Genomic DNA, 21,816 nt, shown 5'->3' with positions numbered 1-21,816 from the left:
GACCCGCGCCAAGGACGATCTGCACCTCATGGTGCCGCAGCGCTTTTTCACGCATGGCCAGTCCTCGACCGGCGACCGGCACGTCTATGCGGCGCGCACGCGCTTCATCCCCACCAACCTGCTGAAGCATTTCGAGCGACGCGCCTGGCCTCTGGCGGCGCCAGCAAGCGAACGCTCGGCTTCCACAGGGCCGAAGATCGACGTGCGCGCCAAGATGCGCGGCATGTGGCGGTGAGCCAGCTCCGAATCTCGCGGCCGCTTTATCGTCTTGAGTTGGCGCTCGCTGGCAGCTTGACCCACTTCGGAAACGGACTCCTCCGACAGACGTTTGGCTCCCCTTTTGCAGTCCCTTGCGGGACGCTGAAGCCTAGGTTCGTCGGAGACGCGCAAGAAGAGCCTGCAAGCAGACAAGTGGCTGCGGTGATGATCGCCATAGAGGGTCATCAAGGATGTGAGCGGACAGCCGGCAGTGTCCCGAAATGGATGGGCCCGGCCTCCATCGGAAGGCCGGGCCTTGGATCACCGGGAGGCGACCGCGTTTCGTTTTGCTGTTCCCCGCCCATCGGCCAGAGCCATCGAGCGACCGGTACATCCGCGGCAAGCTCGAAGTTGGCGACTGACCGGCTTGTTCGGTCTGCTCCGAATGTAGCCGACCAAGCGTCCGCACTGGTGGCGATTATGGAGGAGCCTGGCCGCCCTTCCGAGCGTCAGGCCGCAAAATCAAGGTAGGCTCTCAGACGACGGGACCGCGATAGCGTTCCGCCTTCTCGTCGAACCGGCTCCATCCCTCGTTCCGGTATTCGGTGAGCCGCGCGTCACGATCGATCGGAACGGCGCTGTCCATGATCGCTTCCGCCGCAGGCGCCTGGTCCTCGGACGCCTTGACCGACACTACGCTGCCGCCGCGCCGGACGGTCTCGGCGTAATAATTGGCGCTCTCTTCGTCCTCGCCGGCGCCCGTGAATGCACCAATGAGGCCACCGGTAACGCCGCCCGCCGCAGCCCCCGCGGCGGTCGATGCGAGCCAGCCAGCCGCGACGACCGGGCCAATTCCCGGAATGGCGAGCAAGCCGAGCCCAGCAAGGAGGCCTGCAGCGCCGCCGAGCGCCGCGCCGATGCCTGCACCTTCGCCGGCGTTGCTGTCGTCGGTGCTCTCGTGGCGACCAATCAGACTGATGTTCGCCGCAGGAAACCCGGCAGATTGGAGCTCTTCGACAACCCGCCGCGCGGCGTCGTAGCTCTCATAGGATCGGGTGACTGTACGCATGAGAATTCTCCTCTTCTTGGCCTGAAATGCAAAGTCAGTTGCGGGTGATGTTGCCGCGGTAGTCGACCGAGACGGTCACCTGAGCCCCCGAATGCGTCGCGGGTCCCTTCCAGACGCCGTTGTCGTCCTTTTTGAGCGCGCCGACATTCGTGTAACCGTTGGCCTCGAGGCGGCTCTTGGCCTGGCCCTCTGTGAAGCTGTTGGCGCCGGGCAGCGGTGCGTTCGCATCCGCCGGAGCCGTGGGTGAAGGGGTCGGCGCTGTGGTCGACGTTTGGGCGATGGCGGTCGTCGACAACAAGGCGCAGAAAAGGGACGTGGGAATCACGTTTTTCATCAGAATCTCCTTATATGGCAGATAGTTAGCCAGGTGCTGCAACAACCGCAGCCGGCAGAAGAAGTTCCGCGAGGCCTAGGAAGGAAACGGCCTGGCTGGTCGCCGTCGGGACGTGGCAGCCACTCGCAGACACTGAGCTGAAAGGAGACGCAGGCAATCAGTGACCATCGAGATTCAAGGTCGCCGTATATATCTCAGCGCCCGCAGCGTTCTTTACGACGACCGCCAGCTCCATATGATCGCCATTGGGCAGCTTTTCGCGGTTCAGACCGGAAAGCAGCTCCTTGGCAGCGTCTTTGGCGGATTGGTCATTGGGCAAATCCGTGCCCTCGTCGTCCACCTCGACATGGTCGCCATCGCGCGTGTGAAAGTAGTATTGGGGCATGCCTGTCAAATTCGGCTCGCCGCCCGGTGTTCCAGGCCGATCTCAAATTTTGGAGGCGTTTTCCCGCAGGTGCAGATAGTCCGGATCGAATTCAGCCAGTTTGCATAGTCCGGGCCAGTCCAGAATGGTCAGCCGGTTTGAGCGCACACGCACGAGCCCGGCCTGTCGGATTTCTCTCAGCTTCTTGTTCATGTGAACGGTGGACAGCCCAAGCGCGTCGGCGATTTCCGGCTGCGTCAGCGGCAGGTTGCAGGTCTTGCCGTCGGACAGGCCAATTGCAGTCATCTTGGTGATGAACTCGCAGAACAAGTGAGCAATCCGGCTCGGCGCCGAGCGCCGGCCGATTCCGACCATCCATTCGCGATAGATCGAGGCTTCCACGAGCGTCTCGCGCCAAAATGCTTCGGCAATCCGGTAGTAGGAGCGGGTCAGGGATCGAACGGCCTCGTGAGGAATGAGCCCGACGGTGGCGGGCGTCAGCGTTCCCAGATTGTGGTCCATCTGCTCGATGAGGAGCGAGTGGATATCAGGAATGTCTCCCGGAAGATGCAGGGAGAGGATCTGGCGTTGCCCGTCCCCCACGATCTTGTAGCGGCAAACCAGCCCCTCGGCGACGAGGCAGCAGTTCTTGGTCCGCTCGCCCTCGCTCACGATGTCATACCCGGCTTCGACCTGCTTGAGGATCAGCGGCAGCTGAAGCAGTTGATCTCGCTCCTCGGACCGCAAGGGCGAGTTCGTCTCGAGCTTCCGAACGAGCCTCTCCAGATATTGGTCCTTGTCCATCGGCCCTCGATTTTACGCGTCGGGATCCACCGTATCAGCCATCGTGTCCTTTTTCGCCTGCGGCAGGAGCGTCATCAGGAGGATGAAGGACGCAAGCAGGAGGCAGACGCTGTTGGTCACGATCAAGGGCCACTCGCCGAGCCCGATCCCGTAGAGGGTCCAAAGCGCGAAACCGGCTACTGTGAAGCTGTACATCACGGGTGAGATGGCTCCGGTGTCACGGCTTTTGACGATGCGCCAAGCTTGCGGCACGAAGCTGATCATCGAACAGAACGCGGCAACCGAACCCGCGATCGTAACCCAGTTCGTCGTCATGTTCCGCCCTCCGCTCTATAGCGAAGAGACAACGATTGAGGTTGGGTCACTGATCCCTGCACAGGCCATGGCAGCAGTCGATTCACCAATATTCGCGGCATTTGTATCAAATTCCCGCGGTCGGGGAACGACCTGCCGGATGCGGACTTTCTTCGCGACAGATGTATTGTTAGATGCGACGCTGCGTTTCGCTGGAATTCTGGATCTTTTTGGCCCTGGCGCTCAATCTGGCGTTGGCGCTCGCGATCAACCTTTAGGACGATGCTGCTGGTCCCTCGCTTGCAGTACATGTGCCGGCTCTAACCCAGCTTCTCATCGAACGTAATGGACGCCAGCGTACCAATGGGCTGGCTGCGATACTCGAGGCGCGCGCCCAGGCCTTTCGACATTGCAGCGATGATCTTGGTGCCGAGCCCGCTGCCCTTTGCCGTCCCGTCACCAGTCCAGCCGATGCCGTCGTCGGCGACGCTCAAAGTGATCTGATTGGACGGGGCTCGCACAACGCTGACGCGTACCTCGCCTTCACCGACCGGGTAGGCATATTTCAGGGCATTGGTGACCAACTCGGTCGCGATCATGCCGACAGAAACGGCGCGATCCGTCTTGATCGAGACTGGTTCGGCGTCGAGCTTGACGATCGGCGTCCTGCCCGAAGCGGTGATCGAGTTGCCCAATTCGCCGACGAGCGTTTCCAGATAGGCCGCAAGGTCGACCTGCTGGACATCCGTCGAGGTATAAAGGCTGCGATGCAGGTTCGCGATCGCGGTGATGCGCGCCTGCGTTTCCGCCAACGCCGCCTTGGCGCCAGACTCCATGACGGCGCCGGCCTGCATCCGGACCAGAGAGCCGACGAGCGCCAGACTGTTGGCGACGCGGTGATTGACCTCGGCCAGAAGCATTTCGGCGCGGTCTTTGGCTTGTCGGACCTGCTGCTCGGCCTCTTCCTTTGCCCGCAGCAGCCGGCCGCGTTCGACGGCCTGCTCGAGCGCGGCAGTCAGCAGCACTTCGAAATCATCGCCGATCGCCTTGACGACATAGTCGACCGCGCCTGCCTTGAGTGCCTGGACAGCAATCGAAAGCTCGGTCGAGGCTGTGACATAGACGACTGGTGGAGCCTGCTCCCGTCCTCGCAGATCCTCGAGAACCGCAACACCTGACGTCGTGCCAAGATCATGGTCGAGGATGACGACGTCGATATCGCCAGCCGCCAGACGGGCAAGCCCAGCCTCGGCGGTCGTCACGTGATCGACCTCATAACCGCGGCGGTCAAGAATGCGCTGGACGAGCCGCCCGAGGGCAGCATCGTCGTCGATATAGAGAGCCTTGATTGTGCGGGTGGGCATTACCGCGTCGCCGCCGATCGCATCATTCGGTTTCAGGAACCTGCATCACCGAGAAGAACAATCCCAGCTGCTTGATAGCGTTGGCGAAGCCCTCGTAGTCGACGGGCTTCGTGATGTAGACGTTCGCACCCAGATCGTAGCAGCGCTGGATCTCTCGGCTGTCGTCGGTCGTGGTCAGGACGATGACCGGCGAACGGCGGGTATGCTGGTTCGCCTTGACCTTCTCGAGGATGTCGACGCCAGCCATGTCCGGCAGGTTCAGATCGAGCAGGATGAGCAGTTGCCGGCGGGAGCTGGCTTCGCCCGTCCCGTCGGCACCGAAGAGGAACGACAGAGCGTCCGTGCCGTTCTGGAACGGGATGATCTCATTGTTCACCCCTGCTCGGCGGATGTTCTTTTCGATCAAACGAGCATGTCCCTCGTCATCCTCGATCATCACGATCGAAACCGGCTTTCCATTGCTCACGTGGTGGCACTCCGCTGCACCGCGCCAAGATCGGGCGGCAACAAGATCGAAAAGGTCGTGCCAGCGTCCAGTTCGGAGCTGACGGTGATATCGCCGCCGAGGTTGCGGACGATGGTCCGGACATGCGCCAGCCCGATGCCCTCGCCCGGCTTGTCCTGTGTACCCGAGCGACGAAACAGCTCGAAAATCCGTTCGTGGTCGGTTGGCGCAATGCCGCGGCCATTGTCCGCGACCTCGATGATGACCCAGCCCGTCTTCTCCCGCTTCGCGCGCACAACCACCTTGAGCTCGCGCTTGGGCGACCGGTACTTGATCGCATTGTCCAACAGGTTGCCCAGGACCTGTTCCATCGACAGGCGGTCGCTGCGGATCTTGAGCGGCGGGCAATCGACGATGATGCCGTCGCCATTCTCCGATGCCTGATGATGCACAGCCGCGGCCGCGGCCTCGAGCGTGGCCGGAAGGTCGATCGCCTCGGCGCGCAGCACACGCTTGCCTTCCCGGGAGATTTTCAGGATGGCGTTGATCAGCCCGTCCATCTTGCGCGTCGAGGACCGGATGAAGCCGAGCGCTTCCGGTAGGTCCACATTGACCGCGGTGCGAGCCTCTTCCAGCACCGCTGGGGCCGCGGTTTCGCCAGCGTCGAAATAGGCCTTGATCGGCGCGGCCGTCGCTTCGAGCTCGCTCGTGAACCCCATGATGTTCACCAGCGGAGCGCGCAGATCATGGGTCACGATATAGGCGAAGCGCTGGATTTCTTCATTGGCCCGCGTGAGGGCTTCGGTGCGCTGCTGGACGCGCTGTTCGAGCCCGACATTGAGCGCCGTGACCTCGGACCGGGCGGCGATGATCTCGTGCGTATAGCGCGCGATCGTCCAGAATGCCGCCGCGGCCAGGAGAATGAGGACCAGCGCACCGAGCGCGATTGTCCAGCGCAGCCGTGCCGACGCGGATTCCTGCCCGGCAATGGCTTGCTGCAGCTGTTGCTCCGATTGCGCGATGATCTTGCCCAGAACGGCCCGGACATCGTCCATCAGATTACGACCGGCGCCTTGGCGAACCTCCGCAATCGCATCGTCCCAGCCACCGCGCTCCGCCAGGGCGATGGTTTGCGCCAACTCCGCCAGTTTGCCACGCAGCGTGCTCTCCAGTCGCGCGACCTCGGCCTGCGCCACCTCGGCAGCTCCGGCCGATGCTTTCAGGCGCTGCAGCGCCGGCTCGAACATGGCGACGGCATCGGTGTAGGGCGCGAGATAGGCGGTGTCGCGGGAGAGCAGGTAGCCCCGTTGACCGGTTTCGGCATTCTGGGCGAGCGACAGAAGATCGGCCGTCGCGCTGCGGGTTTCGCGGACAGCAACCACCTCATCGAACTGGCGCTCAGACAGCCAAGTCAGCCAGAACGAGGTAACGACGATAGCCAACAGTACCAGCGCCCCACCCGCAAGCAGAATGAGGTTGGATCTAAGGAACTGCGATTGGGAGATAGGCATCGACAAAACTCAGCGGGGCCGGCCTCCTTGGCGACGCGTCGAGATTCGCGCAATAGCAAATGACAGGGCTACGAAAATATAAAGCCGCCGCCGGATGGTTGCCCCCCGCGACGACGGCGGTCATGCTCGCGGTCCGGATAGGAGGCGGGAATGGCGACTGGCACTGTGAAATGGTTCAACACGACCAAGGGTTTCGGATTCATACAGCCGGATGATGGCGGTCAGGACGTGTTCGTCCATATCAGCGCAGTGCAGCGCGCCGGCCTTCGGGAGCTGCACGATGGCCAGAAACTCTCCTATGAGGTCGTTGCGGATAAGCGATCGGGCAAGTCATCGGCGGAGAATCTCAAGGCAGAGTAGGCCTTCTCCGCAGCTTGCCCGGACCTCGTCGTTAACTCGACGGCTTATTTCGGCTGTCCCGACGACGAGGCGTCGACGGGGCCTTTGCAGGCGCTTTGCGCCGGCGCTTGGGGGTGACGTCCTTGGCGCGAAGAACACGCGATTCCTGATTGAGCCTATAGAGGCCATATCCGATGGCGCCGACGACAAGGATTGGCGCAGGCAGCCTCGCGGCGAGCAACGTCAATGGAACGGACATTCCCTCGGGTATATTTCCGCGTTCAGAATCGCGTGCGATCCAACTGGCGGCTACGCTGCTGAGTATCGACTTGATCATATCTTGTGCTCGGGGGCGGCGGGTGGAGCAGCGCGTTCAGGCGACCGACTAGTCGAGCCGCACATTGGCTGTCTTGTTCGCGTAGTCCTGCTTGGGATCGGAGCCGAACAAGAACTTCATACCAGCGATCAGGCTCCACTCGTTTTCCCAAATCTCCGCCTCACGGGGATCGAAGCGCAGCAGCGCCAGCTTGGGATCGTCTTTCCCCTGCTCATACCACGCCGCAACGAAGCGGTTCCAAAGCCGTTCAATGACAGCGCGATCATTGTCGAGCGCCAATGTGCCGCGGATCTTGGCAAAGAGGTCATGTCCTTTGTCGGCAAATGACATGAAGGCGTTCTCGCTTCCGGCCAGCGCTTGCACCAGTTCAGTGTCCCTGGCCGAAAATATCCACAATGGTCCTCGATCGGCGTCGCCGTCGATCTGCACCGTCATCGGTCGCATCAGATTGTCGCCCGCTGCTTGAATCCCGAGCATGACGGTCATGTCGGACCGAAGCGCCTTCCAGAGTTTGGCTTCGAGCTCGTTTGGTGTCGGCATCATAGGCTCCCATGGCGCGTTTCGCGGACAACTCGTCAGCCGAGAGCGAAGTTCCGCGTGGGCGAGCGCCGATCCAACCGTATTTCTGCTCGCATCTGACAGTCTCGCAGTGCCCCCTGTTCTGCATCTGGTCCGAGTGCGATGCCCGAGTTCTTTTGGGGATGGGGTCGATGTCCCGCGGCCACCATATGGCGGAAGAGGCGCCGGAGGTTGTCGCGTGGGCGCTTCGGAAGTTTTTCGCCGAACGCTGAAAAGCGGCTGCTGAAGAGCGAACCGGTCGGTTCCTGCCGCGTTGTCCACCTGCGGCTAGGAGGGCGCGATGAGCCATCATTCTCCGGAACTGGTCAATCACGTCCTTCGGCTGAGCTACCGTGCTCCGCCGAGCGGCAAAGCGTTGAGAGCGCGCTTCCTCCTTCAGATGAACGAAGGCGACATGCTGGAAACGCTCGCATGCCTGTCGGGCCGTAGCGTCGGTTCCGTCGCGTGGCTACTCCTGCAGGATATGATCGTGCCTGGCGGATTGCTCCGGGCCGCGATTCAGCTGGACCGACAAAACCAGGCGGAGCTTGGTCGGAAGCCGAGTAGTATCTCGCTCGCAACCGACCGACATTTTGGTCCTGTTCGGACATCAGTCCTCCGACGTTGTTCCTAGCGCCCGTCGCTCCAGTGTTCGACCATCGGCCCCTGGCGACCGGATACGGGATCAGTGGTAGGCCTTCCCAGTCGGCCGATCGCAGCCCGGATCTCTACGGTCGCCACATCGCGTAGAATGTCCCCGCTCTGCCCCGGAGGATAGGCGCCGACGACGAGGAAATCGCCGCTGGCATTGAGCCGGCGATGACCCGTGCCGGCGGGTAATAGAACGACATCTCCCGCACTGACACCAAGCTCCCGGCCGCCGCCGCCGCCCAAAACCAGCTCGGCCGAGCCCTTGGCAATGCCGAGCACCTCGTGACCTTTGGAATGGTAGTGGTGGAAGTCGTAGATGCCGTTTCGCCAGGCTGGCGGCCAACCGTTGTCCTCGAAGCGTCGTTCCATCGTGCCGGCGAGATCAGCTTGATCGGGCCGGAAGGCCTGCTGATAGACGAGGGCCGGAAAACGCGGATTGTTCGGGATCGGTCCGCGCTCCTCGAAGGGTAGGACGAGTATTGTCGGCACTGCCATCGATTGCTTTCCGATCAAACCGAGCGAGATTTGCTCGGGTCCCGATCACGGCCATGACCGTTTCCGGGCGTCGCATCGCCATCCCCGGACAGCACGACCGGGTTGGCGCTTACCAGCCCATCTGGGTTGGGTTTCGCCTGGGAGGGCGCAAACTGCCCTTTGGCGTCCTGCTTTGCCGGTTGGCGGGATTTCACCGCCGCTTCCTGCTCGGGGCTCAGTGGGTTGCCGTGTCCGTCACGCATGATGAACTCCGTTGATTCTGCTTCAGCGCGGGCCCCAGAGGGCGGTGAGATCGAGTTCTTCGTCACGGTGCTTGCCGCCGAGCTGGGCTGCCATCCAGGCTGCTGCCGCCCCCACCAACAACGCCGCCGCCGTCAGGAATGCGGAGAGAACGCCGATCTTGCGGGCGCGTTCGGCAGCCTGCTTGGCGGTTTCGTTCGCCTGATTGAGGCGAGCGAAGGCGTCGTCGATGCGCTTTTCAGCCTCGGGCTGGGCGACGTTCATCCGCGCCGCCATCCGGCTCGCAATGTAGGAGCGGTCCGCTTGATCGAGCTGGCCGCTGGCGAGACTGCGCAGCAGGATGCGGGACGCCTCATCGCGCTCGGCCTGTGTAACGGGCTCAGTGCCGGTTGAGCGGGTCAATGTGTCAGCTGCAGTCGCGAGCGGATCGGACTGTTGGCTGAGAGCCGCTCCGGCGGCGGTCGTGGCCGCGGCAGCTCCGCTGGCGGCCGTCCTGGCCAGACCGGCAACTGAGGATGCCGCGAGGCCCGCGACGAGCAGCACCCCTACCGCCCAGACGATCAGGCCGTGCGAACCGTCGCGCACATGCCGCTCATGCAGGCTGGCGTCAGAGGCCGGGCGTCGCATCCGCCCCGCCAGATAGCCACCGGCGGCCGAGGCTGTAACAGTCACCCACAGCGCCCAGAGCGCGCCGGCGATCGCCAAGGTAGTGGGCCCGCTTGAGCGCGACGGTTCGAACGAGACGAGCGAGAGCCCGATCGCCGAGCCAAAGGTGGTGAGGAGGGTGGTGATGGCGGCAGAAAGGGTCGCTCCACCGAAGATCGCGCTCCATTCGAGATAGGAGCCGGAGCGCGGGGCGGATTGGGTCGGAGCAACGACGACGACGTCGGTTTCGGTTGCCATGGCACGTTCCTATCGCAGGCCGAAGAAGGAAAGGATCGCCATGACCACGACCACGAGGCCGACCAGATAAATGATGTCGTCCATGGCTGTTCTCCGGGTGGCGCGACTGGCGGACTGCCGGGAGAACGACGAACGGCTGAGTCGGTTCCGTAATTTGCCTGACGCTGTTGCCTCGCAGGGCACAACCAAGGTCGCTAAGCAGATTCTGCGAGCGCTTCTGGACCGTCGCGGATCTGGCTTTGCCGCAAGTTGCAGCCATGAAGCCGGTCACGCTGGGACGTCGGCGAAATCCGTAGTTTCGCCAGATCGGTTATCACGATGGCGGGTACGGGGTCGTGAAAAACCCCACCGGCCGGAGCCGACGGGGCCATGTTGTCTCTGAGGGATGCAGGGAGATGGCAGCGAAACGCCTGGCTACCTCAATGGTTACCGGCTAACTCGGCTTTCCGAGGAGCGCGCCGCAGATCCATTAGAAAGCGTTCAACTGAGCGGCGAATAAGCTCCCCGCGAAGCAAAACGTGCGGCTTGAGCGAGCCGACAACGCAAGATGGTCTCTGAGAGGGGTTGGAAAACCAACAGCGCTTGCCGCTCGCAATGTTGACGCGCTAGCGGTGATAAAGCGCCGGGCGACCGGCTTCCGAACGCTCACGTGCAGACGGCGCAAAGATCGAAATTGCCTTTGGGTGCACCTTGAAATGCGCCGGCGTCGCGGTGACGATCTCGCCATCGGTGTTCACTGGCATTGGCTTTTTCGTCTCGATGTCGAACTCGATGCATTTCGCTGTCCGGACCTCGCGCCAGGCACCGTGAGTTCCGGAACGGAAGGAGCGAAGCATCAGCGCCAGTTTCCAGAGATTCGTCATCTCGAGGCTGTAGAGGTCGAGATGCCCGTCATCAATCTCGGCATTTTCCTGCACCACGTTGCCGCCGCCATAGTGCCGGCCGTTGCCAACGGCGATCTGGTAGGTCTCGGCGTCGATCGTCCGCCCTTTCTCGGTGATCTTCGCCTTGAACCTCGACGCACGCGTCATGACCTTCATGGCAGCTACAGCATAACTCAGTCTGCCGAAGCGCTTCTTCAGCACCGGATCGAGACTTTGCGCCAGCTCGCTGCTTAACCCGATGCTCGCGACGTTGAAGAAGGCGTGGCCGTTGACCGTGCCGACATCGACCTGGCGCATCTCGCCGCGGACGATGACATCGGCTGCGCCGACCGGATCCATCGGTATATCGATGGTCCGGGCCAGATCGTTCGCCGTTCCCATGGGAATGATGCCCAGTGGTAGGCCGCTTTCCATCGCTGCCAGCGCAGCCGAGGACACCGAACCGTCGCCGCCACATACGATGACGAGATCGGCCCTATGGCGCAGGCGCACGATGTCGCGCGCGATTTCCGGCAGTGCCTCGAACGTCTCGACGGTTACATCGAGCCCGCCGTCCTTCAAAAGCTCGAGAAGAGAGGCGATCGATTCCTGGCCGCGGCGCGCCTTTGGGTTGCGCAGCAGCAGAGCTCGTTTCGATCGATGCGTGGAATCGTCGGACATCGGAGACATGACGGAGGCAGTTGGGGAACCTCGACCTCGATTTCAACCGGGCGGGTTCCCACCGCAAATTCGCTATTGGCGCCAGAAGCCGACCTTCCCACATCGCCACACAGCAGACATTCCGGTGGCTACTTCGCGTTGGCGCGAGCGCTCGCATCAGACTCCACGTGGTCAGGTTGAGCGAGGGCCGCGCCCGGGCCTGTCGAAGCGGATTGAAGCGGGCTGATGGGCACATCGCTGTCACTGCCTCCAGCCCACGACTGAAATACTCAGCTGTCGTATAGGAACCTTGCGGACGGTGGCCGGTATTAGCTTTCGGCTGATGCTGGGGAATTTTTGATGAGGCGGGCCTGTTCGCTAATCGCCGCGACGATCGCGCTGCTGTCGCTCGGGCTCGCGCCGGCTCGGGCCGTGACGCTCGACGAGATCAACGGCGCCGTCCTCGCCAAGCGTGCCACGGTTGATCGCGACGGGCTGAACCCCTTCATCGTCAAGGCGCAGATCCTGTTGGGGCGCCGCAGCATCTCGCCCGGCGTCGTCGACGGACTCGACGGCGAGAACTTCCACAAGGCCGTCGCCCAGTTCCGGCGCCAGGAAAACCTCGGCGAGGGGGACGCCATCGACGCGGCGACCTGGGCTAGGCTCGGCGGCGACGCGATCAAGGACGTGATCGTGCCCTACGAGATCACCAAGGCGGATGCGCGCTATCGCTTCGCCAAGCGCATCCCGCACGACTATGCCCGCCAGGCGAAGATGAAGCGGCTTTCCTACACGTCCGCCAGGGAGATGTTCGCCGAGCGCTTCCACATGAGCGAGCCGCTGCTGGTCGCACTGAACCCGAAGGTGCGGATGACCAAGGCCGGCAGCGAGATTCAGGTCGCCTCGACCGGCCGCGAGGTTCAGAAGGGCGCAGCGGTTCGCGTCGAGGCGGTGAAGCTGACCGGAATGGTCATCGTCTATGGTCCGGACGAGCGCATCCTGGCGAGCTATCCAGCGACGATCGGCAGCGAGGAGAATCCGTCGCCCAGCGGCGATTACACGGTTGAGCGCGTCGCGCGGAATCCGGATTACACTTACGACCCGGAGAAAAACTTCCAGCAGGGCAAGAACCGCAAGAAGCTGACGCTGCCGCCCGGCCCCAACGGCCCTGTCGGCTCGGTCTGGGTCGCGTTGTCGAAGCCGACCTTCGGAATCCACGGCACGCCCGAACCCTCCAAGGTCAGCAAGACGAACTCACATGGCTGCGTCAGGCTGACGAATTGGGATGCCGAGGAATTGGCCGATCTGGTCAAGCCGGGCGTGCCGGTGCGCTTCGTCGACTAGGCCGGAACACTGAACGCCTGGCTAGCGCGTTCGCTGAACCCGCTTCGCTACCGGCGCCTCGTCAGCCTCGATGAGGGCGAAATCGCGCTCGCCGTTGCTGTGAGACTGGTGAAACCGCGCGGAGCAGCGGCGAGGCTCAGGTCGCGACGTGCGGCAAGGCGTTCATGTCCTGCAGATGCAGCCGCAACTTGATGTCCTGGTTGTGGTTGCCGAAGCCGCGACCGAAAATGTTAACGCCGCCTGGCCGGCCCTCGCTCTCGTCGATGCCGATGCGTACCTTGATCGAATGGTGGCGATCTAGGTCGAGATCCATGGTCGCGACATCGCCGAGCCGGCGCTCACCGAGATAAGTGCCATCCGCCGTGATGCGCCACGTCGTCAGGATGCCGTATTGCGAGCCTTCGAGCTTCCACCAATGCGGCGTATAGGTCCCGCGGCGGTCGCCATAGTCGCCGGGACAGGTCCAGGTGCCGACCTTGCGGCCGTTGACCCAGAGGCTGATATCGGACGGCCAGTCGGTGTTTGTTCCCGGCACCTCCGACGACATCTCCATTTCGAACTCAAGCGCGGTGATCGCCCGATTCAGGACCTTGGCGTTGTTCGGGAACTTGTACTCGACATAGCCGCGCCCGAACCAGATCAATGCCGCCTGAACCCGGCGCGGGTCGAGGAAGAGCTCGGGCACATCGAGTACGCCGAGGATGCGCTCTGTCGAGCAGAGTCCGCAGGGGGCCGAGACATTCGAGCTCGTGTAGAGCCCGAGCGGCATCTCGACCTCGACAATGTTGCGCTCACGGCTGGGATCGTCCGGGTCGAGATTGACGACGATTTCAGCGTAGCGCGCCGAACAGACCTTCTGCTGGCCCTTGGCCGCCTTGCCGAGCGAAGTCGAGATCAGCTCGGCCTCTTCCAGCACCTGGACATTGGTCACGATCGTCGACTGCGGCAGGCCCAGCACCTCGGCGATCTGGTTGATGTTCTTCGGGCCGTAGCGATTGAGGAGCCGCAGGATACGCAGCCTGACCGGCGAGGCCAGACCGCGCAGAACCTGGTATTGCTTGTCGGTGTTGACGACGAGGAAACTGCGGTCGCGGCGAGCCTCAGCGGCCGAAGCGGCACCGCCCGAACCAGTGGTCCGGCGTCCGCGCGGCGGCCGTGATGTGCTCTCGTCCATCGTCGCAGGGTCGTTCCGCTAGCCTTCCAGCCTGATCACATTCCACGAAGCGGGCTGCAACTCCAGCGAGATCGTGTCCGCCTTTGTCGCGAAACCCTTGAGCGTCGCGGGCTTGACCTTGAGCGGCTCCGCCTTGCTGTTGACCGCTTGCAGATCGCTGTGGCGCAGTTCCGTCGCCTCCGTGACCTTGAGCTTGCCGAAGCCGCGTGCATCGAGCGTGACCGTGACGGGTTGCTCCAGATCGCGATTGAGCAGGAACAACGACACGCCCTTGTCGTCACTGACCACCGAGGCTTTCAGATAGGGCGCGTCGATCGGGTAGAAGAGGTCCTGCTTGCCACGCGGGTCGAAATAGCTGGCCTGGTAGCTTTCGGATTTGACGATGGCCTTGAGCACAGTGCCACGCCCGAGGCGGCTCATCTGCGCGAACGGCCAGAAGATCGTCTGACGCCAGGCCGGTCCGCCGGTCTCGGTCATGATCGGCGCGATGACGTTGACGAGTTGCGCCAGGCAGGCGGCCTTGACCCGGTCGGCATGATTGAGGAGCGAGATGCAGGCGCCGCCGAAGACCAGCGCATCCTCCATCGAATAGACCTCCTCGAGGATCGGCGGGGCCACCGGCCAGCCCTCCTTGACGCGGTCCGCCCTGACGCGGCGGGTCCGATACCAGACATTCCATTCGTCGAAGCTCAGCATGATGCGCTTGTCGGAGCGCCGCCGTGCGGCGACCGCATCCGAGATCGCGACCACCTCCTCGATGAAATTGTCCATCAGGTCGGGACTGGCGAGGAAGGCCTTCGTATCGCTCGCATAGTTGTTGAAATAGGTGTGCAGCGAGATGAACTCGACCTGGTCGAAGGTGTGCTCCAGCACCTCGTCTTCCCAGCGGCCATAGGTCGGCATGTTGCGGCCGGACGAGCCGCAGGCGGCGAGCTCGATCGATGGGTCGATCCAGCGCATCATCTTCGCCGCCTCATGCGCGACGCGGCCATACTCGGTCGCCGTCTTGTGCTCCATCTGCCAGGGACCGTCGACCTCGTTGCCGAGGCACCAGAACTTCACGTCGTGCGGCTTCTTCCAGCCATGCTTGATGCGGAGATCCGACCAGGCCGTGCCGCCGGGATGGTTGCAGTACTCGACGAGATTGCGGGCGGCGTCACCGTCGCGGGTGCCGAGATTGACCGCGAGCATCGGCTCGATCTTCGCCGCGCGGCACCAGTCGATGAACTCGTTGGTGCCGAAGCTGTTCGGTTCGGTGGTGAACCAGGCGAGGTCGAGCCGGGCGGGGCGATCCTTCACCGGGCCGACGCCGTCCTCCCAGTTATAACCCGAGACGAAGTTGCCACCGGGATAGCGCATGATCGTCGGCCCGAGTTCCGTGACGAGGTCGAGCACGTCCTTGCGAAAACCGCGCTTGTCGGCAGTCGGATGACCGGGCTCGTAGATGCCGCCGTACACGCAGCGGCCGAGATGCTCGACGAAGGCGCCGAACAGTCGCGGATCGGTATCGCCGATGGCGAAGGCGCGGTCGAAGGTGATGCTGGCTTGTCTCATGAGCTGGCTCCGGGTGTTGCAGCGGCTTTCGCGGAATGGGCGACACGGAAGGCCCCGGCGCTGTCGGGCGTGAGCACGGCGTCGCGGAGCTGGCGGGAATAGGGATGGGTCGGAGCCGAGAGCACGGCGCGCGCCGGCCCCTGCTCGACCACCACGCCCTTCTGCATGATGATCAGCCGGTCGCTGATGTAGTAGGCGGTGGCGAGGTCGTGGGTGATGTAGATGATCGACAGGCCGAGCTGGTCGCGCAGCCGGCCGAACAGGTTGACGATCGACATGCGCAGCGAGGCGTCGACCATCGAGACTGGCTCGTCGGCGACGATCAGCCGGGGCTTGGCCACGAGCGCGCGGGCGATCGCGGCGCGCTGGAGCTGGCCGCCGGAGAGTTCGTGCGGGAACCGCCCCGCAATCTCGGCCAGGGACAGCCCGACCTGCCTGAGCGCCTCGTCGGCCTGCCCCTCGGCGGCTGTCCTGCCGGAGGCACCGCCAAAGCGTTCCGCCGTCATGAACAGGTAGCGATCGAGCTGCTTCAGCGGGTTGAAGGCTTCGAACGGGTTCTGGAAGATCGGCTGGACTTCGGCCATGAAGGCCTGCCGCTCATAGGCTGCGACGTCGCGCCCGGCGAGCCTGATCTGGCCTGAACTCGGTGCATGGATGCCGAGGACCATGCGCGCCAGGGTCGACTTGCCCGAGCCGGACTCGCCGATCACGGTGAAGATCTCGGGCTTGTCCGCCTGAAGCGCGAAGCTGACCTCCTTCACGGCCTCGACGCGCTGCGACGAGAACAGCCCGCCGCGCGAGAAAGTCTTGCTGACGCGATCGAGTTCGAGCAGCGCGCTCATGCTGCCATCCCGGGGTTGACCGCGTGGCAGGCGACGCGATGACCCGGCATGGTCGCGACCATCGCCGGCACCGTCGTCGCGCAGACGGGCATGGCGAGCGGGCAACGCGGGTGGAAGCGGCAGCCCGACGGTGGGTCGGCGAGGTTGGGCGGCGTGCCTTCCAGCCCCTCGCGCTGCTCGGTGTCGCCGATGCGCGGCAGGCTCGCGATCAGGTGCCGCGTATAGGGATGCAGCGGCTCAGCGAAGATCTCGGCCGTCTCGCCATCCTCGACCAGGCGCCCCGCATACATGATGCCGAGACGGTCGGTCAGTGCCGCATGCACGCCCATGTCGTGCGTGATGAACAGGACGCTCGAGCCCATCTCGCGCTGGATCGAGCGGAGCATCGCCAGCACGTCCTTCTGCACGATCACGTCCAGGGCTGTCGTCGGCTCGTCGGCGATGATGAACTCCGGTTTGCAGATCGTCGCGAGCGCGATGGTGACGCGCTGGCGCATGCCGCCGGAGAGTTCGTGCGGGTAGGCGTCCAGAACCGAGGGATCGAGCTTGACGCGCTCCAGATGCGCCACCGCCCTGGCGTCGAACTCGTTCTTGCTACCGCCGAGATGGCGCCAGGCGAAGTCGCGAAAGCTGTATCTGATCCGCCTGAGCGGATTCAGCACGTTCATCGAGCCCTGCATGATGTAGGACAGGTGCCGCCAGCGGATGCGGCGTACGACCTCCTGCGGAGCCCGGCCGATCGCATCCCATTCCGGCAGGAACGAGAAGCGAGCCGACCCGCCGACCATTTCGAGCGGCGGCTTCAGCAGTCCGGCGATGGTCTTGACCAGCGTCGTCTTGCCGGAGCTGGATTCGCCGGCGAGCCCGTAGATCTCGTTGCGGCGAACGGTAAAGCTGACCCCGTCCACCGCCCGGACCTCGCGGTTGACGCCGAAATAGCGGGTGCGGAAATGCGCCTGGAGGCCGTCGACCTCCAGCACCGGCGCCTGATCGGTGGCGCCGGTCATCGGCTGCCTCCCATCCGTGCGAGGCGGCTGCGCGGGTCGATGTATTCGTTCATCGAGACGGCGAGCAGGAAGAGGCCGACGAAGGTCATCACCAGCAGCCCGACGGGGAAGGCGATCCACCACCAGATGCCGGCGACCAGCGCGGTGTGCTGGTTCGCCCAGTAGATCATGCCGCCGATGGTCGGGACGTTGATGTCGGTGAAGCCGAGGACGGCGAGGGTGACCTCGATGCCGATCGACCAGTTCATGTTGTTCATCGTGGTCGAGAACACGATCGGCATCACATAGGGCAGATGCTCGCGCGCCAGGATTTCGTGCGTCTTCATGCCCGAGAAGATGCTCGTCTGGGTGAACTCGCGCGTCTTGAGGCTGAGCGCGACCGAGCGGATCAGGCGAGCGTCGTAGGACCAGCCGAGGCAGGCCATGATGGTGGCGAGCAGCGGCGTCGACATCGTGTCGCGCAGCACGAAGTAGAACAGGATCAGGATCGGGAAGAGCGGGATGATGATGAAGGTGTCGTTGATCGACATCAGCACCCGGTCGATCCAGCCGCCGCTGTAGCCGGCGAGCAGCCCGACCGCGAGCGCGATCACCCGCGACAGCAGCGCCACCATGATGCCGAAGCTCAGCGTGTTGCGGATCGCGAAGGTCAGGTGCCAGAACACGTCCTGGCCGCGCGAGGTCGTGCCGAGCCAGTGCAGCGACGACGGGGGCAGATCGGGCGCCACGACATAGACGTCGCCGGGCGGATAGGGCGCGACGAAGGACAGCGCCGCCATCGCCAGCACCACGGACACGAGCACGAGGCCGATCCGGAACTCGATGTTGTAGCGGAGGAGGTCACGCAGGATGGTCAGCATCAGCGCAGCTCCACACGCGGATCGATCAGCGGATAGAGCAGGTCGATGATGAGGACGCCGATCGAGACGGCGATGATCGAGACGGTCGTGACGCCGAGCACGAGCCCGTAATCGCCGGCATAGACCGCGTCGACCAGGAGCGTGCCGACGCCGGGATAGCCGAAGACCTTCTCGGTGATCACCGCGCCGTTGAAGATCCCGCCGAGCGACATGGCGAGCCCGGTGACCTGCGGCGCCAGGGCATTGCGCATGACGTAGGAGCCGAGCACCCGGCGGCTGTCGAGCCCCGCGATCTCGGCATAGACGACATAGTCCTCGGTCACGATGTTCGAGACCAGCGAGCGCATGCCTAGGAACCAGCTGCCGAGCCCGATCAGGATGAGCGAGAGGGCCGGCAGGATCGAATGCCGGGCGACGCTCGAGACGAAGGGCCAGTTCCAGCCCTGCTGCAGGTTCATGGCCGATCCGCCGGTGATCGGCAGCACCGGCCAGAGGAAGCCGAAGACCACCAGCAGCAGCAGGGCAACGATGTAGTAGGGGATCGGGTGCACCCCCATCGCGACCACGCCCATCAGCTTCAGCGTGCGGTTGCGCTGGTAGTAGCCGGCGAGGCCGCCGAGCAGATTGCCCAGCACCCAGGTGATCAGCGTCGAGACGATCAGCAGCCCGGCCGTCCAGGGCAGCGCCCGGGCGATCAGGGCCGAGACCGGGGTGGGAAAGGCCGAGAGGGACGGGCCGAAATCGCCGCGCAGTACCCGGCTCCAGAACGTGACGTACTGCTCGGCCGGCGTGCCCTTGAGACCATAGAGTTCCTGCAGCGAAGCGCGCATCGCCGCGATCGCATCGGGTGAGGTGCTGCCGAAGGAGGTCACGGCCGCGATAGACTGCTCGACCGGGTCGATCGGGGAGGCATGGGTGATCACGAAGGCGAGGTTGACGCCGATGAAGACGACCACGACGAACTGGACCAGGCGTTTCGCGAGATAGGCGATGTAGGCGTTCATGCGATCCCGAAAGCTCCACCTGGCCGGCGGCGATATGCGGCGCGCCGGCTGGCGATTGTCCTGGGAAGGGAGAGGGGCCGCGCCGCGGCGCGGCCCCTACCGGCTCACTTGGCCGGCTTCAGCCTTACGAACATGTAGCGGGAGTTGCCCCAGTTCGTGACCGGGTTCGCGTAGGGATCGTCAGCGGTCGGGAAGCCCGTCCAGTAGGTCTGATCCATCGCGGTGAAGACGTTGTAGGCCATCAGCGGGATGATCGGCATTTCCCGCGTCATCAGCTTGACGTAGTCGCGGCCGAGCTCCACCCCCTTGGGATCGTCGAAGCCGATCTTGCGGATGTCCTCGATGATCTTGTCGAGCTCGGGGTGCGTCCAGCGCTGCCAGTTGCGCAGGGGCTGCGGCTGGCCGGGCTGGGCGACGAACTGCGAGTGCCAGCTGTCCATGAAGTAGGACAGGTCCTGGTGCCCACCCCAGGTCTCGACGCTCCAGCCGATGAAGGCGTCGAAGTCGCCGGCGGCGCGCCGCGTCAGCAGCGTGCCCTGTGCGACATCGATGCGCGCGTCGATGCCGGCCTGCTTCCATTGCTGCACGATCATCGTGCCGGCGCGCGTCATCACCGGCCTAAGATCGCCCTCGACCATCAGCCTGACCACGAAGGGTTTGCCGTCCGGGGTCAGCCACTGGTTGCCTTGCTTGCGGAAACCGGCGCGCGTCAGCAATTCGCCGGCCGCCGCGACATTGGTCTTCCACCAGCCGAGGCCGAAGGAATTGGCGACGACGGCGGGATCGGACGGGATCTGGTCGCCCATGGACGGCCGCAGCATGTCGGCAATCTGCTTGCCGACGGTGGGATCGTAAGGCTTGACCTTGCTCTTGCCGGTATCAATCTCGAAATCCTTGAGCCAGGCCTCCATCGGCTTGTGATAGGCCTCCGGATGGATGCCGGTCGGCGGAACGGCGATTGCCGAGATGGTTGCGGCGCCGCGATAGGCCGCCATCGACACCGCCTTGACGTCGATCATCAGCGCCAGGGCCCAGCGCACGTCGCGGTTCTTGAGGTTCTCGTTCTGGGTGTTGAAGATGACGGCCGGCAGCGTCGGGTCCGGATGGCCGTAGGGAAAGCCCTTGAACCAGGCGCGCGTGCCCTTGTCCTGCTTTGCCAGCGTGAACATGCCCTCGGGAGCGATGTCGTGGATCACGTCGAGCTCGTGGTTGAGCTGGGCGATGACGCGCTTGTCCGGCGGGCCGGGATCGACATAAGCGAGGTATTTCGGCCCGGGCTTGCCGAGGCTGCCGAGCGAGGTGCGCTGCCAGTCCTCGCGCAGCTGCCAGATATACCACTTCCCGTCGGGATCGAAGGATTGCAGCGTATAGGCGCCGAGCGTGACCGGCTTGTTGAAGTCGAACTTCAGCGGATCCTCGACCTTGTCGAAGATATGCTTCGGCAGAATCCAGATGGCGCCCCAGCGCACGGTGAAATTGGTGTGGAAGCGGGAATTCGGCTTCTTCAGCTTGAAGATCACGGTTTCCGCGTCGGGCGCCTCGACGGAGGCGACGTTGTTCGCCAGCACCGCGGAGAAGCGCATGTTCGTGTTCTTGACCTGGATGTCGACGGTCGCCTTGACGTCGGCGGAGCTGAACTCGACGCCATCGCTCCAGAACAGGCCGCGCCGGAGCTTGACCTGCATCTCGGTGAAGTCCGCATTATAGACCGGCTTGTCGGCGGCGAGCGAATTGTACCAGGGGCCGTCGAGGCCCTTTTCGGGGTCGATGTACCAGAGCGTATCCAGAGCGGCCTGCTGGAGACCGTTCGACTGGCTGCCGGCGTTGATCGCCCAGATATTGAACCAGCCGGCGTTCTTGATCGTCCCTTCGGGGTTTTCCAGGATCAGCAGTTCGTTACGGGGAATGTTCTGAGGAATGCCCTGCGCTGCCGCTGAGACCGGCGCGAACGATATCGTGGGCACCAGCAGAGCGGCCGCGAGCAGCCAGGCGCGCAAACGCGTCATCGATACCTCCCTTCAACCCGGGGCGTTCTCCGCCCTTCATGACCGAGAGCTTAGGGGGCGCTCAAAACTGCGGCAACGACAGATATGGTCTATATCATAAGGTTGGATATGAATGTTCTAAACCTTTGTTTTATCTACGATATCGCTTTTGTCAGGCCTTGCTCAATCCAGTGAGGTCAAAGGGCTCGCGTTGCGCCATAGCCGGACATTGGACTCTTGCCCGGAACCGTCATTGGTGGGCTGTGAAGCGAAGGTCGCGAACAATCCCGGCGAGGGAACCAACGAGCTTAGCCTGGTGGTGCATGCCGGCTTCTGAAGTACCGACCGGATCCGCGACCTGACGGTCTCCACGGATACGCCCCATGCCCTGGCGATCTCGGCCGCGCTTTGTCCCGATATGTCAGCAGGCGCGTGACGCGCGCCTCGCCCGGCGTGAGATCCAAGAGGGCATTTCGGGCTCGAGGTCGCCGCTTCGGCCGTCGCCGATGGCCTCCTGAATGGGATCCCGTTTTGCCATTGCCGCGCTAGCCGTCGTTCGAAGAGTTCAGCTCGTCGGGCGTGACCGCTTCATCACCACCGACGCCCGCAGCCTGCCG

22 protein-coding genes and 1 pseudogene are annotated in these 21,816 nt (G+C 63.6%); 3 read left to right on the top strand and 20 right to left on the bottom strand.

The window, feature by feature from the left end; translation table 11 throughout:
• Nucleotides 1–235, top strand: a pseudogene (locus ASE66_RS32490) (ATP-dependent helicase); the annotation flags it as partial.
• Between the two features lie 498 nt (nucleotides 236–733).
• Here ASE66_RS32490 and ASE66_RS12480 read toward each other — a convergent pair.
• The 8 genes from ASE66_RS12480 to ASE66_RS12445 all read right to left on the bottom strand — a co-directional run bounded on the left by ASE66_RS12480 (nucleotide 734) and on the right by ASE66_RS12445 (nucleotide 6,383).
• Nucleotides 734–1,267 carry a general stress protein gene (locus ASE66_RS12480; RefSeq protein ID WP_057189957.1) on the bottom strand — a complete coding sequence of 178 codons (534 nt, stop codon included), beginning with the start codon at nucleotides 1,265–1,267 and terminating at the stop codon, nucleotides 734–736.
• Nucleotides 1,268–1,301: 34 nt separating this feature from the next.
• Complete coding sequence (locus tag ASE66_RS12475) at nucleotides 1,302–1,601, bottom strand: PepSY domain-containing protein (protein ID WP_057189956.1); 300 nt, start codon at nucleotides 1,599–1,601, stop codon at nucleotides 1,302–1,304.
• Between the two features lie 157 nt (nucleotides 1,602–1,758).
• On the bottom strand, nucleotides 1,759–1,986 hold the full coding sequence (locus ASE66_RS12470) for a DUF6894 family protein (protein WP_057189955.1): 228 nt from the start codon (nucleotides 1,984–1,986) through the stop codon (nucleotides 1,759–1,761).
• 42 nt (nucleotides 1,987–2,028) lie between these two features.
• Nucleotides 2,029–2,769, bottom strand: coding sequence for a Crp/Fnr family transcriptional regulator (locus tag ASE66_RS12465; protein ID WP_057189954.1), 741 nt, complete (start codon nucleotides 2,767–2,769; stop codon nucleotides 2,029–2,031).
• Nucleotides 2,770–2,781: 12 nt separating this feature from the next.
• Complete coding sequence (locus tag ASE66_RS12460; RefSeq protein WP_057189953.1) at nucleotides 2,782–3,084, bottom strand: SemiSWEET family sugar transporter; 303 nt, start codon at nucleotides 3,082–3,084, stop codon at nucleotides 2,782–2,784.
• Between the two features lie 299 nt (nucleotides 3,085–3,383).
• Nucleotides 3,384–4,427: a sensor histidine kinase gene (locus ASE66_RS12455; protein WP_057189952.1), complete on the bottom strand. Its 1,044-nt coding sequence runs from the start codon at nucleotides 4,425–4,427 to the stop codon at nucleotides 3,384–3,386.
• Between the two features lie 22 nt (nucleotides 4,428–4,449).
• Nucleotides 4,450–4,863, bottom strand: coding sequence for a response regulator (locus ASE66_RS12450; RefSeq protein WP_057189961.1), 414 nt, complete (start codon nucleotides 4,861–4,863; stop codon nucleotides 4,450–4,452).
• A 26-nt stretch (nucleotides 4,864–4,889) separates the two neighbouring features.
• Nucleotides 4,890–6,383, bottom strand: a complete 1,494-nt coding sequence (locus ASE66_RS12445) for a sensor histidine kinase (RefSeq protein WP_057189951.1) — start codon at nucleotides 6,381–6,383, stop codon at nucleotides 4,890–4,892.
• Between the two features lie 150 nt (nucleotides 6,384–6,533).
• On the opposite strand from ASE66_RS12445, the gene ASE66_RS12440 reads away from it, so the two are divergent.
• Complete coding sequence (locus ASE66_RS12440) at nucleotides 6,534–6,743, top strand: cold-shock protein (protein WP_057189950.1); 210 nt, start codon at nucleotides 6,534–6,536, stop codon at nucleotides 6,741–6,743.
• A gap of 364 nt (nucleotides 6,744–7,107) precedes the next feature.
• On the opposite strand, the gene ASE66_RS12435 is transcribed toward ASE66_RS12440, so the two are convergent.
• The 5 genes from ASE66_RS12435 to ASE66_RS12410 all read right to left on the bottom strand — a co-directional run bounded on the left by ASE66_RS12435 (nucleotide 7,108) and on the right by ASE66_RS12410 (nucleotide 11,450).
• Complete coding sequence (locus ASE66_RS12435; RefSeq protein WP_057189960.1) at nucleotides 7,108–7,599, bottom strand: pyridoxamine 5'-phosphate oxidase family protein; 492 nt, start codon at nucleotides 7,597–7,599, stop codon at nucleotides 7,108–7,110.
• Nucleotides 7,600–8,247: 648 nt separating this feature from the next.
• Nucleotides 8,248–8,763, bottom strand: a complete 516-nt coding sequence (locus ASE66_RS12425) for a cupin (protein ID WP_057189948.1) — start codon at nucleotides 8,761–8,763, stop codon at nucleotides 8,248–8,250.
• 14 nt (nucleotides 8,764–8,777) lie between these two features.
• Nucleotides 8,778–9,005, bottom strand: coding sequence for a hypothetical protein (locus ASE66_RS32070; RefSeq protein WP_156412131.1), 228 nt, complete (start codon nucleotides 9,003–9,005; stop codon nucleotides 8,778–8,780).
• Nucleotides 9,006–9,027: 22 nt separating this feature from the next.
• On the bottom strand, nucleotides 9,028–9,906 hold the full coding sequence (locus ASE66_RS12415) for a hypothetical protein (RefSeq protein WP_057189946.1): 879 nt from the start codon (nucleotides 9,904–9,906) through the stop codon (nucleotides 9,028–9,030).
• A 605-nt stretch (nucleotides 9,907–10,511) separates the two neighbouring features.
• The gene (locus tag ASE66_RS12410) at nucleotides 10,512–11,450 is read right to left on the bottom strand and encodes a lipid kinase (protein WP_057189959.1); all 939 of its coding nucleotides are present in this window, start codon (nucleotides 11,448–11,450) and stop codon (nucleotides 10,512–10,514) included.
• Nucleotides 11,451–11,789: 339 nt separating this feature from the next.
• Between ASE66_RS12410 and ASE66_RS12405 the strand changes: the two genes are divergently transcribed.
• Nucleotides 11,790–12,773 carry a L,D-transpeptidase family protein gene (locus tag ASE66_RS12405; protein ID WP_057189945.1) on the top strand — a complete coding sequence of 328 codons (984 nt, stop codon included), beginning with the start codon at nucleotides 11,790–11,792 and terminating at the stop codon, nucleotides 12,771–12,773.
• A gap of 136 nt (nucleotides 12,774–12,909) precedes the next feature.
• On the opposite strand, the gene ASE66_RS12400 is transcribed toward ASE66_RS12405, so the two are convergent.
• The 7 genes from ASE66_RS12400 to ASE66_RS12370 all read right to left on the bottom strand — a co-directional run bounded on the left by ASE66_RS12400 (nucleotide 12,910) and on the right by ASE66_RS12370 (nucleotide 21,211).
• Nucleotides 12,910–13,947, bottom strand: a complete 1,038-nt coding sequence (locus tag ASE66_RS12400) for an ArsR/SmtB family transcription factor (protein WP_082613387.1) — start codon at nucleotides 13,945–13,947, stop codon at nucleotides 12,910–12,912.
• A gap of 18 nt (nucleotides 13,948–13,965) precedes the next feature.
• Nucleotides 13,966–15,501 carry an alpha-N-arabinofuranosidase gene (locus ASE66_RS12395; RefSeq protein WP_057189944.1) on the bottom strand — a complete coding sequence of 512 codons (1,536 nt, stop codon included), beginning with the start codon at nucleotides 15,499–15,501 and terminating at the stop codon, nucleotides 13,966–13,968.
• Nucleotides 15,498–16,343, bottom strand: a complete 846-nt coding sequence (locus tag ASE66_RS12390; protein WP_057189943.1) for an ABC transporter ATP-binding protein — start codon at nucleotides 16,341–16,343, stop codon at nucleotides 15,498–15,500. The genes ASE66_RS12395 and ASE66_RS12390 overlap by 4 nt, the downstream gene beginning before the upstream one ends.
• Nucleotides 16,340–17,350 (bottom strand): ABC transporter ATP-binding protein, encoded by a 1,011-nt coding sequence (locus tag ASE66_RS12385; protein WP_057189942.1) that lies wholly within the window; start codon nucleotides 17,348–17,350, stop codon nucleotides 16,340–16,342. The genes ASE66_RS12390 and ASE66_RS12385 overlap by 4 nt, the downstream gene beginning before the upstream one ends.
• Nucleotides 17,347–18,210, bottom strand: a complete 864-nt coding sequence (locus ASE66_RS12380) for an ABC transporter permease (RefSeq protein ID WP_057189941.1) — start codon at nucleotides 18,208–18,210, stop codon at nucleotides 17,347–17,349. The genes ASE66_RS12385 and ASE66_RS12380 overlap by 4 nt, the downstream gene beginning before the upstream one ends.
• Nucleotides 18,210–19,214: an ABC transporter permease gene (locus tag ASE66_RS12375; protein ID WP_057189940.1), complete on the bottom strand. Its 1,005-nt coding sequence runs from the start codon at nucleotides 19,212–19,214 to the stop codon at nucleotides 18,210–18,212. The genes ASE66_RS12380 and ASE66_RS12375 overlap by 1 nt, the downstream gene beginning before the upstream one ends.
• Before the next feature lie 104 nt (nucleotides 19,215–19,318).
• A complete protein-coding gene (locus ASE66_RS12370; RefSeq protein WP_413814263.1) occupies nucleotides 19,319–21,211 on the bottom strand; it encodes an ABC transporter substrate-binding protein in 1,893 nt (630 codons plus the stop codon).
• Between the last annotated feature and the right edge of the window lie 605 nt (nucleotides 21,212–21,816).

This window comes from Allobosea sp. Root483D1, assembly GCF_001429505.1.
Classification (GTDB): Bacteria; Pseudomonadota; Alphaproteobacteria; order Rhizobiales; family Beijerinckiaceae; genus Allobosea.
The sequence above is the reverse complement of the archived record's forward strand: the minus strand, read 5'-3'. Positions and strand labels throughout refer to the sequence as shown.

Excerpts from the sequence above, each read along its gene's own strand:
- ASE66_RS12415 (WP_057189946.1), bottom strand. The coding sequence starts at position 9,906 with ATGGCAACCGAAACCGACGTCGTCGTCGTTGCTCCGACCCAATCCGCC.
- ASE66_RS12380 (WP_057189941.1), bottom strand. The coding sequence starts at position 18,210 with ATGCTGACCATCCTGCGTGACCTCCTCCGCTACAACATCGAGTTCCGG.
- ASE66_RS12460 (WP_057189953.1), bottom strand. The coding sequence starts at position 3,084 with ATGACGACGAACTGGGTTACGATCGCGGGTTCGGTTGCCGCGTTCTGT.
- ASE66_RS12440 (WP_057189950.1), top strand. The coding sequence starts at position 6,534 with ATGGCGACTGGCACTGTGAAATGGTTCAACACGACCAAGGGTTTCGGA.
- ASE66_RS12470 (WP_057189955.1), bottom strand. The coding sequence starts at position 1,986 with ATGCCCCAATACTACTTTCACACGCGCGATGGCGACCATGTCGAGGTG.
- ASE66_RS12390 (WP_057189943.1), bottom strand. The coding sequence starts at position 16,343 with ATGAGCGCGCTGCTCGAACTCGATCGCGTCAGCAAGACTTTCTCGCGC.
- ASE66_RS12465 (WP_057189954.1), bottom strand. The coding sequence starts at position 2,769 with ATGGACAAGGACCAATATCTGGAGAGGCTCGTTCGGAAGCTCGAGACG.
- ASE66_RS12425 (WP_057189948.1), bottom strand. The coding sequence starts at position 8,763 with ATGGCAGTGCCGACAATACTCGTCCTACCCTTCGAGGAGCGCGGACCG.
- ASE66_RS12435 (WP_057189960.1), bottom strand. The coding sequence starts at position 7,599 with ATGCCGACACCAAACGAGCTCGAAGCCAAACTCTGGAAGGCGCTTCGG.
- ASE66_RS12410 (WP_057189959.1), bottom strand. The coding sequence starts at position 11,450 with ATGTCCGACGATTCCACGCATCGATCGAAACGAGCTCTGCTGCTGCGC.
- ASE66_RS12400 (WP_082613387.1), bottom strand. The coding sequence starts at position 13,947 with ATGGACGAGAGCACATCACGGCCGCCGCGCGGACGCCGGACCACTGGT.
- ASE66_RS12395 (WP_057189944.1), bottom strand. The coding sequence starts at position 15,501 with ATGAGACAAGCCAGCATCACCTTCGACCGCGCCTTCGCCATCGGCGAT.
- ASE66_RS12480 (WP_057189957.1), bottom strand. The coding sequence starts at position 1,267 with ATGCGTACAGTCACCCGATCCTATGAGAGCTACGACGCCGCGCGGCGG.
- ASE66_RS32070 (WP_156412131.1), bottom strand. The coding sequence starts at position 9,005 with ATGCGTGACGGACACGGCAACCCACTGAGCCCCGAGCAGGAAGCGGCG.
- ASE66_RS12445 (WP_057189951.1), bottom strand. The coding sequence starts at position 6,383 with ATGCCTATCTCCCAATCGCAGTTCCTTAGATCCAACCTCATTCTGCTT.
- ASE66_RS12450 (WP_057189961.1), bottom strand. The coding sequence starts at position 4,863 with ATGATCGAGGATGACGAGGGACATGCTCGTTTGATCGAAAAGAACATC.
- ASE66_RS12405 (WP_057189945.1), top strand. The coding sequence starts at position 11,790 with ATGAGGCGGGCCTGTTCGCTAATCGCCGCGACGATCGCGCTGCTGTCG.
- ASE66_RS12455 (WP_057189952.1), bottom strand. The coding sequence starts at position 4,427 with ATGCCCACCCGCACAATCAAGGCTCTCTATATCGACGACGATGCTGCC.
- ASE66_RS12475 (WP_057189956.1), bottom strand. The coding sequence starts at position 1,601 with ATGAAAAACGTGATTCCCACGTCCCTTTTCTGCGCCTTGTTGTCGACG.
- ASE66_RS12385 (WP_057189942.1), bottom strand. The coding sequence starts at position 17,350 with ATGACCGGCGCCACCGATCAGGCGCCGGTGCTGGAGGTCGACGGCCTC.
- ASE66_RS12375 (WP_057189940.1), bottom strand. The coding sequence starts at position 19,214 with ATGAACGCCTACATCGCCTATCTCGCGAAACGCCTGGTCCAGTTCGTC.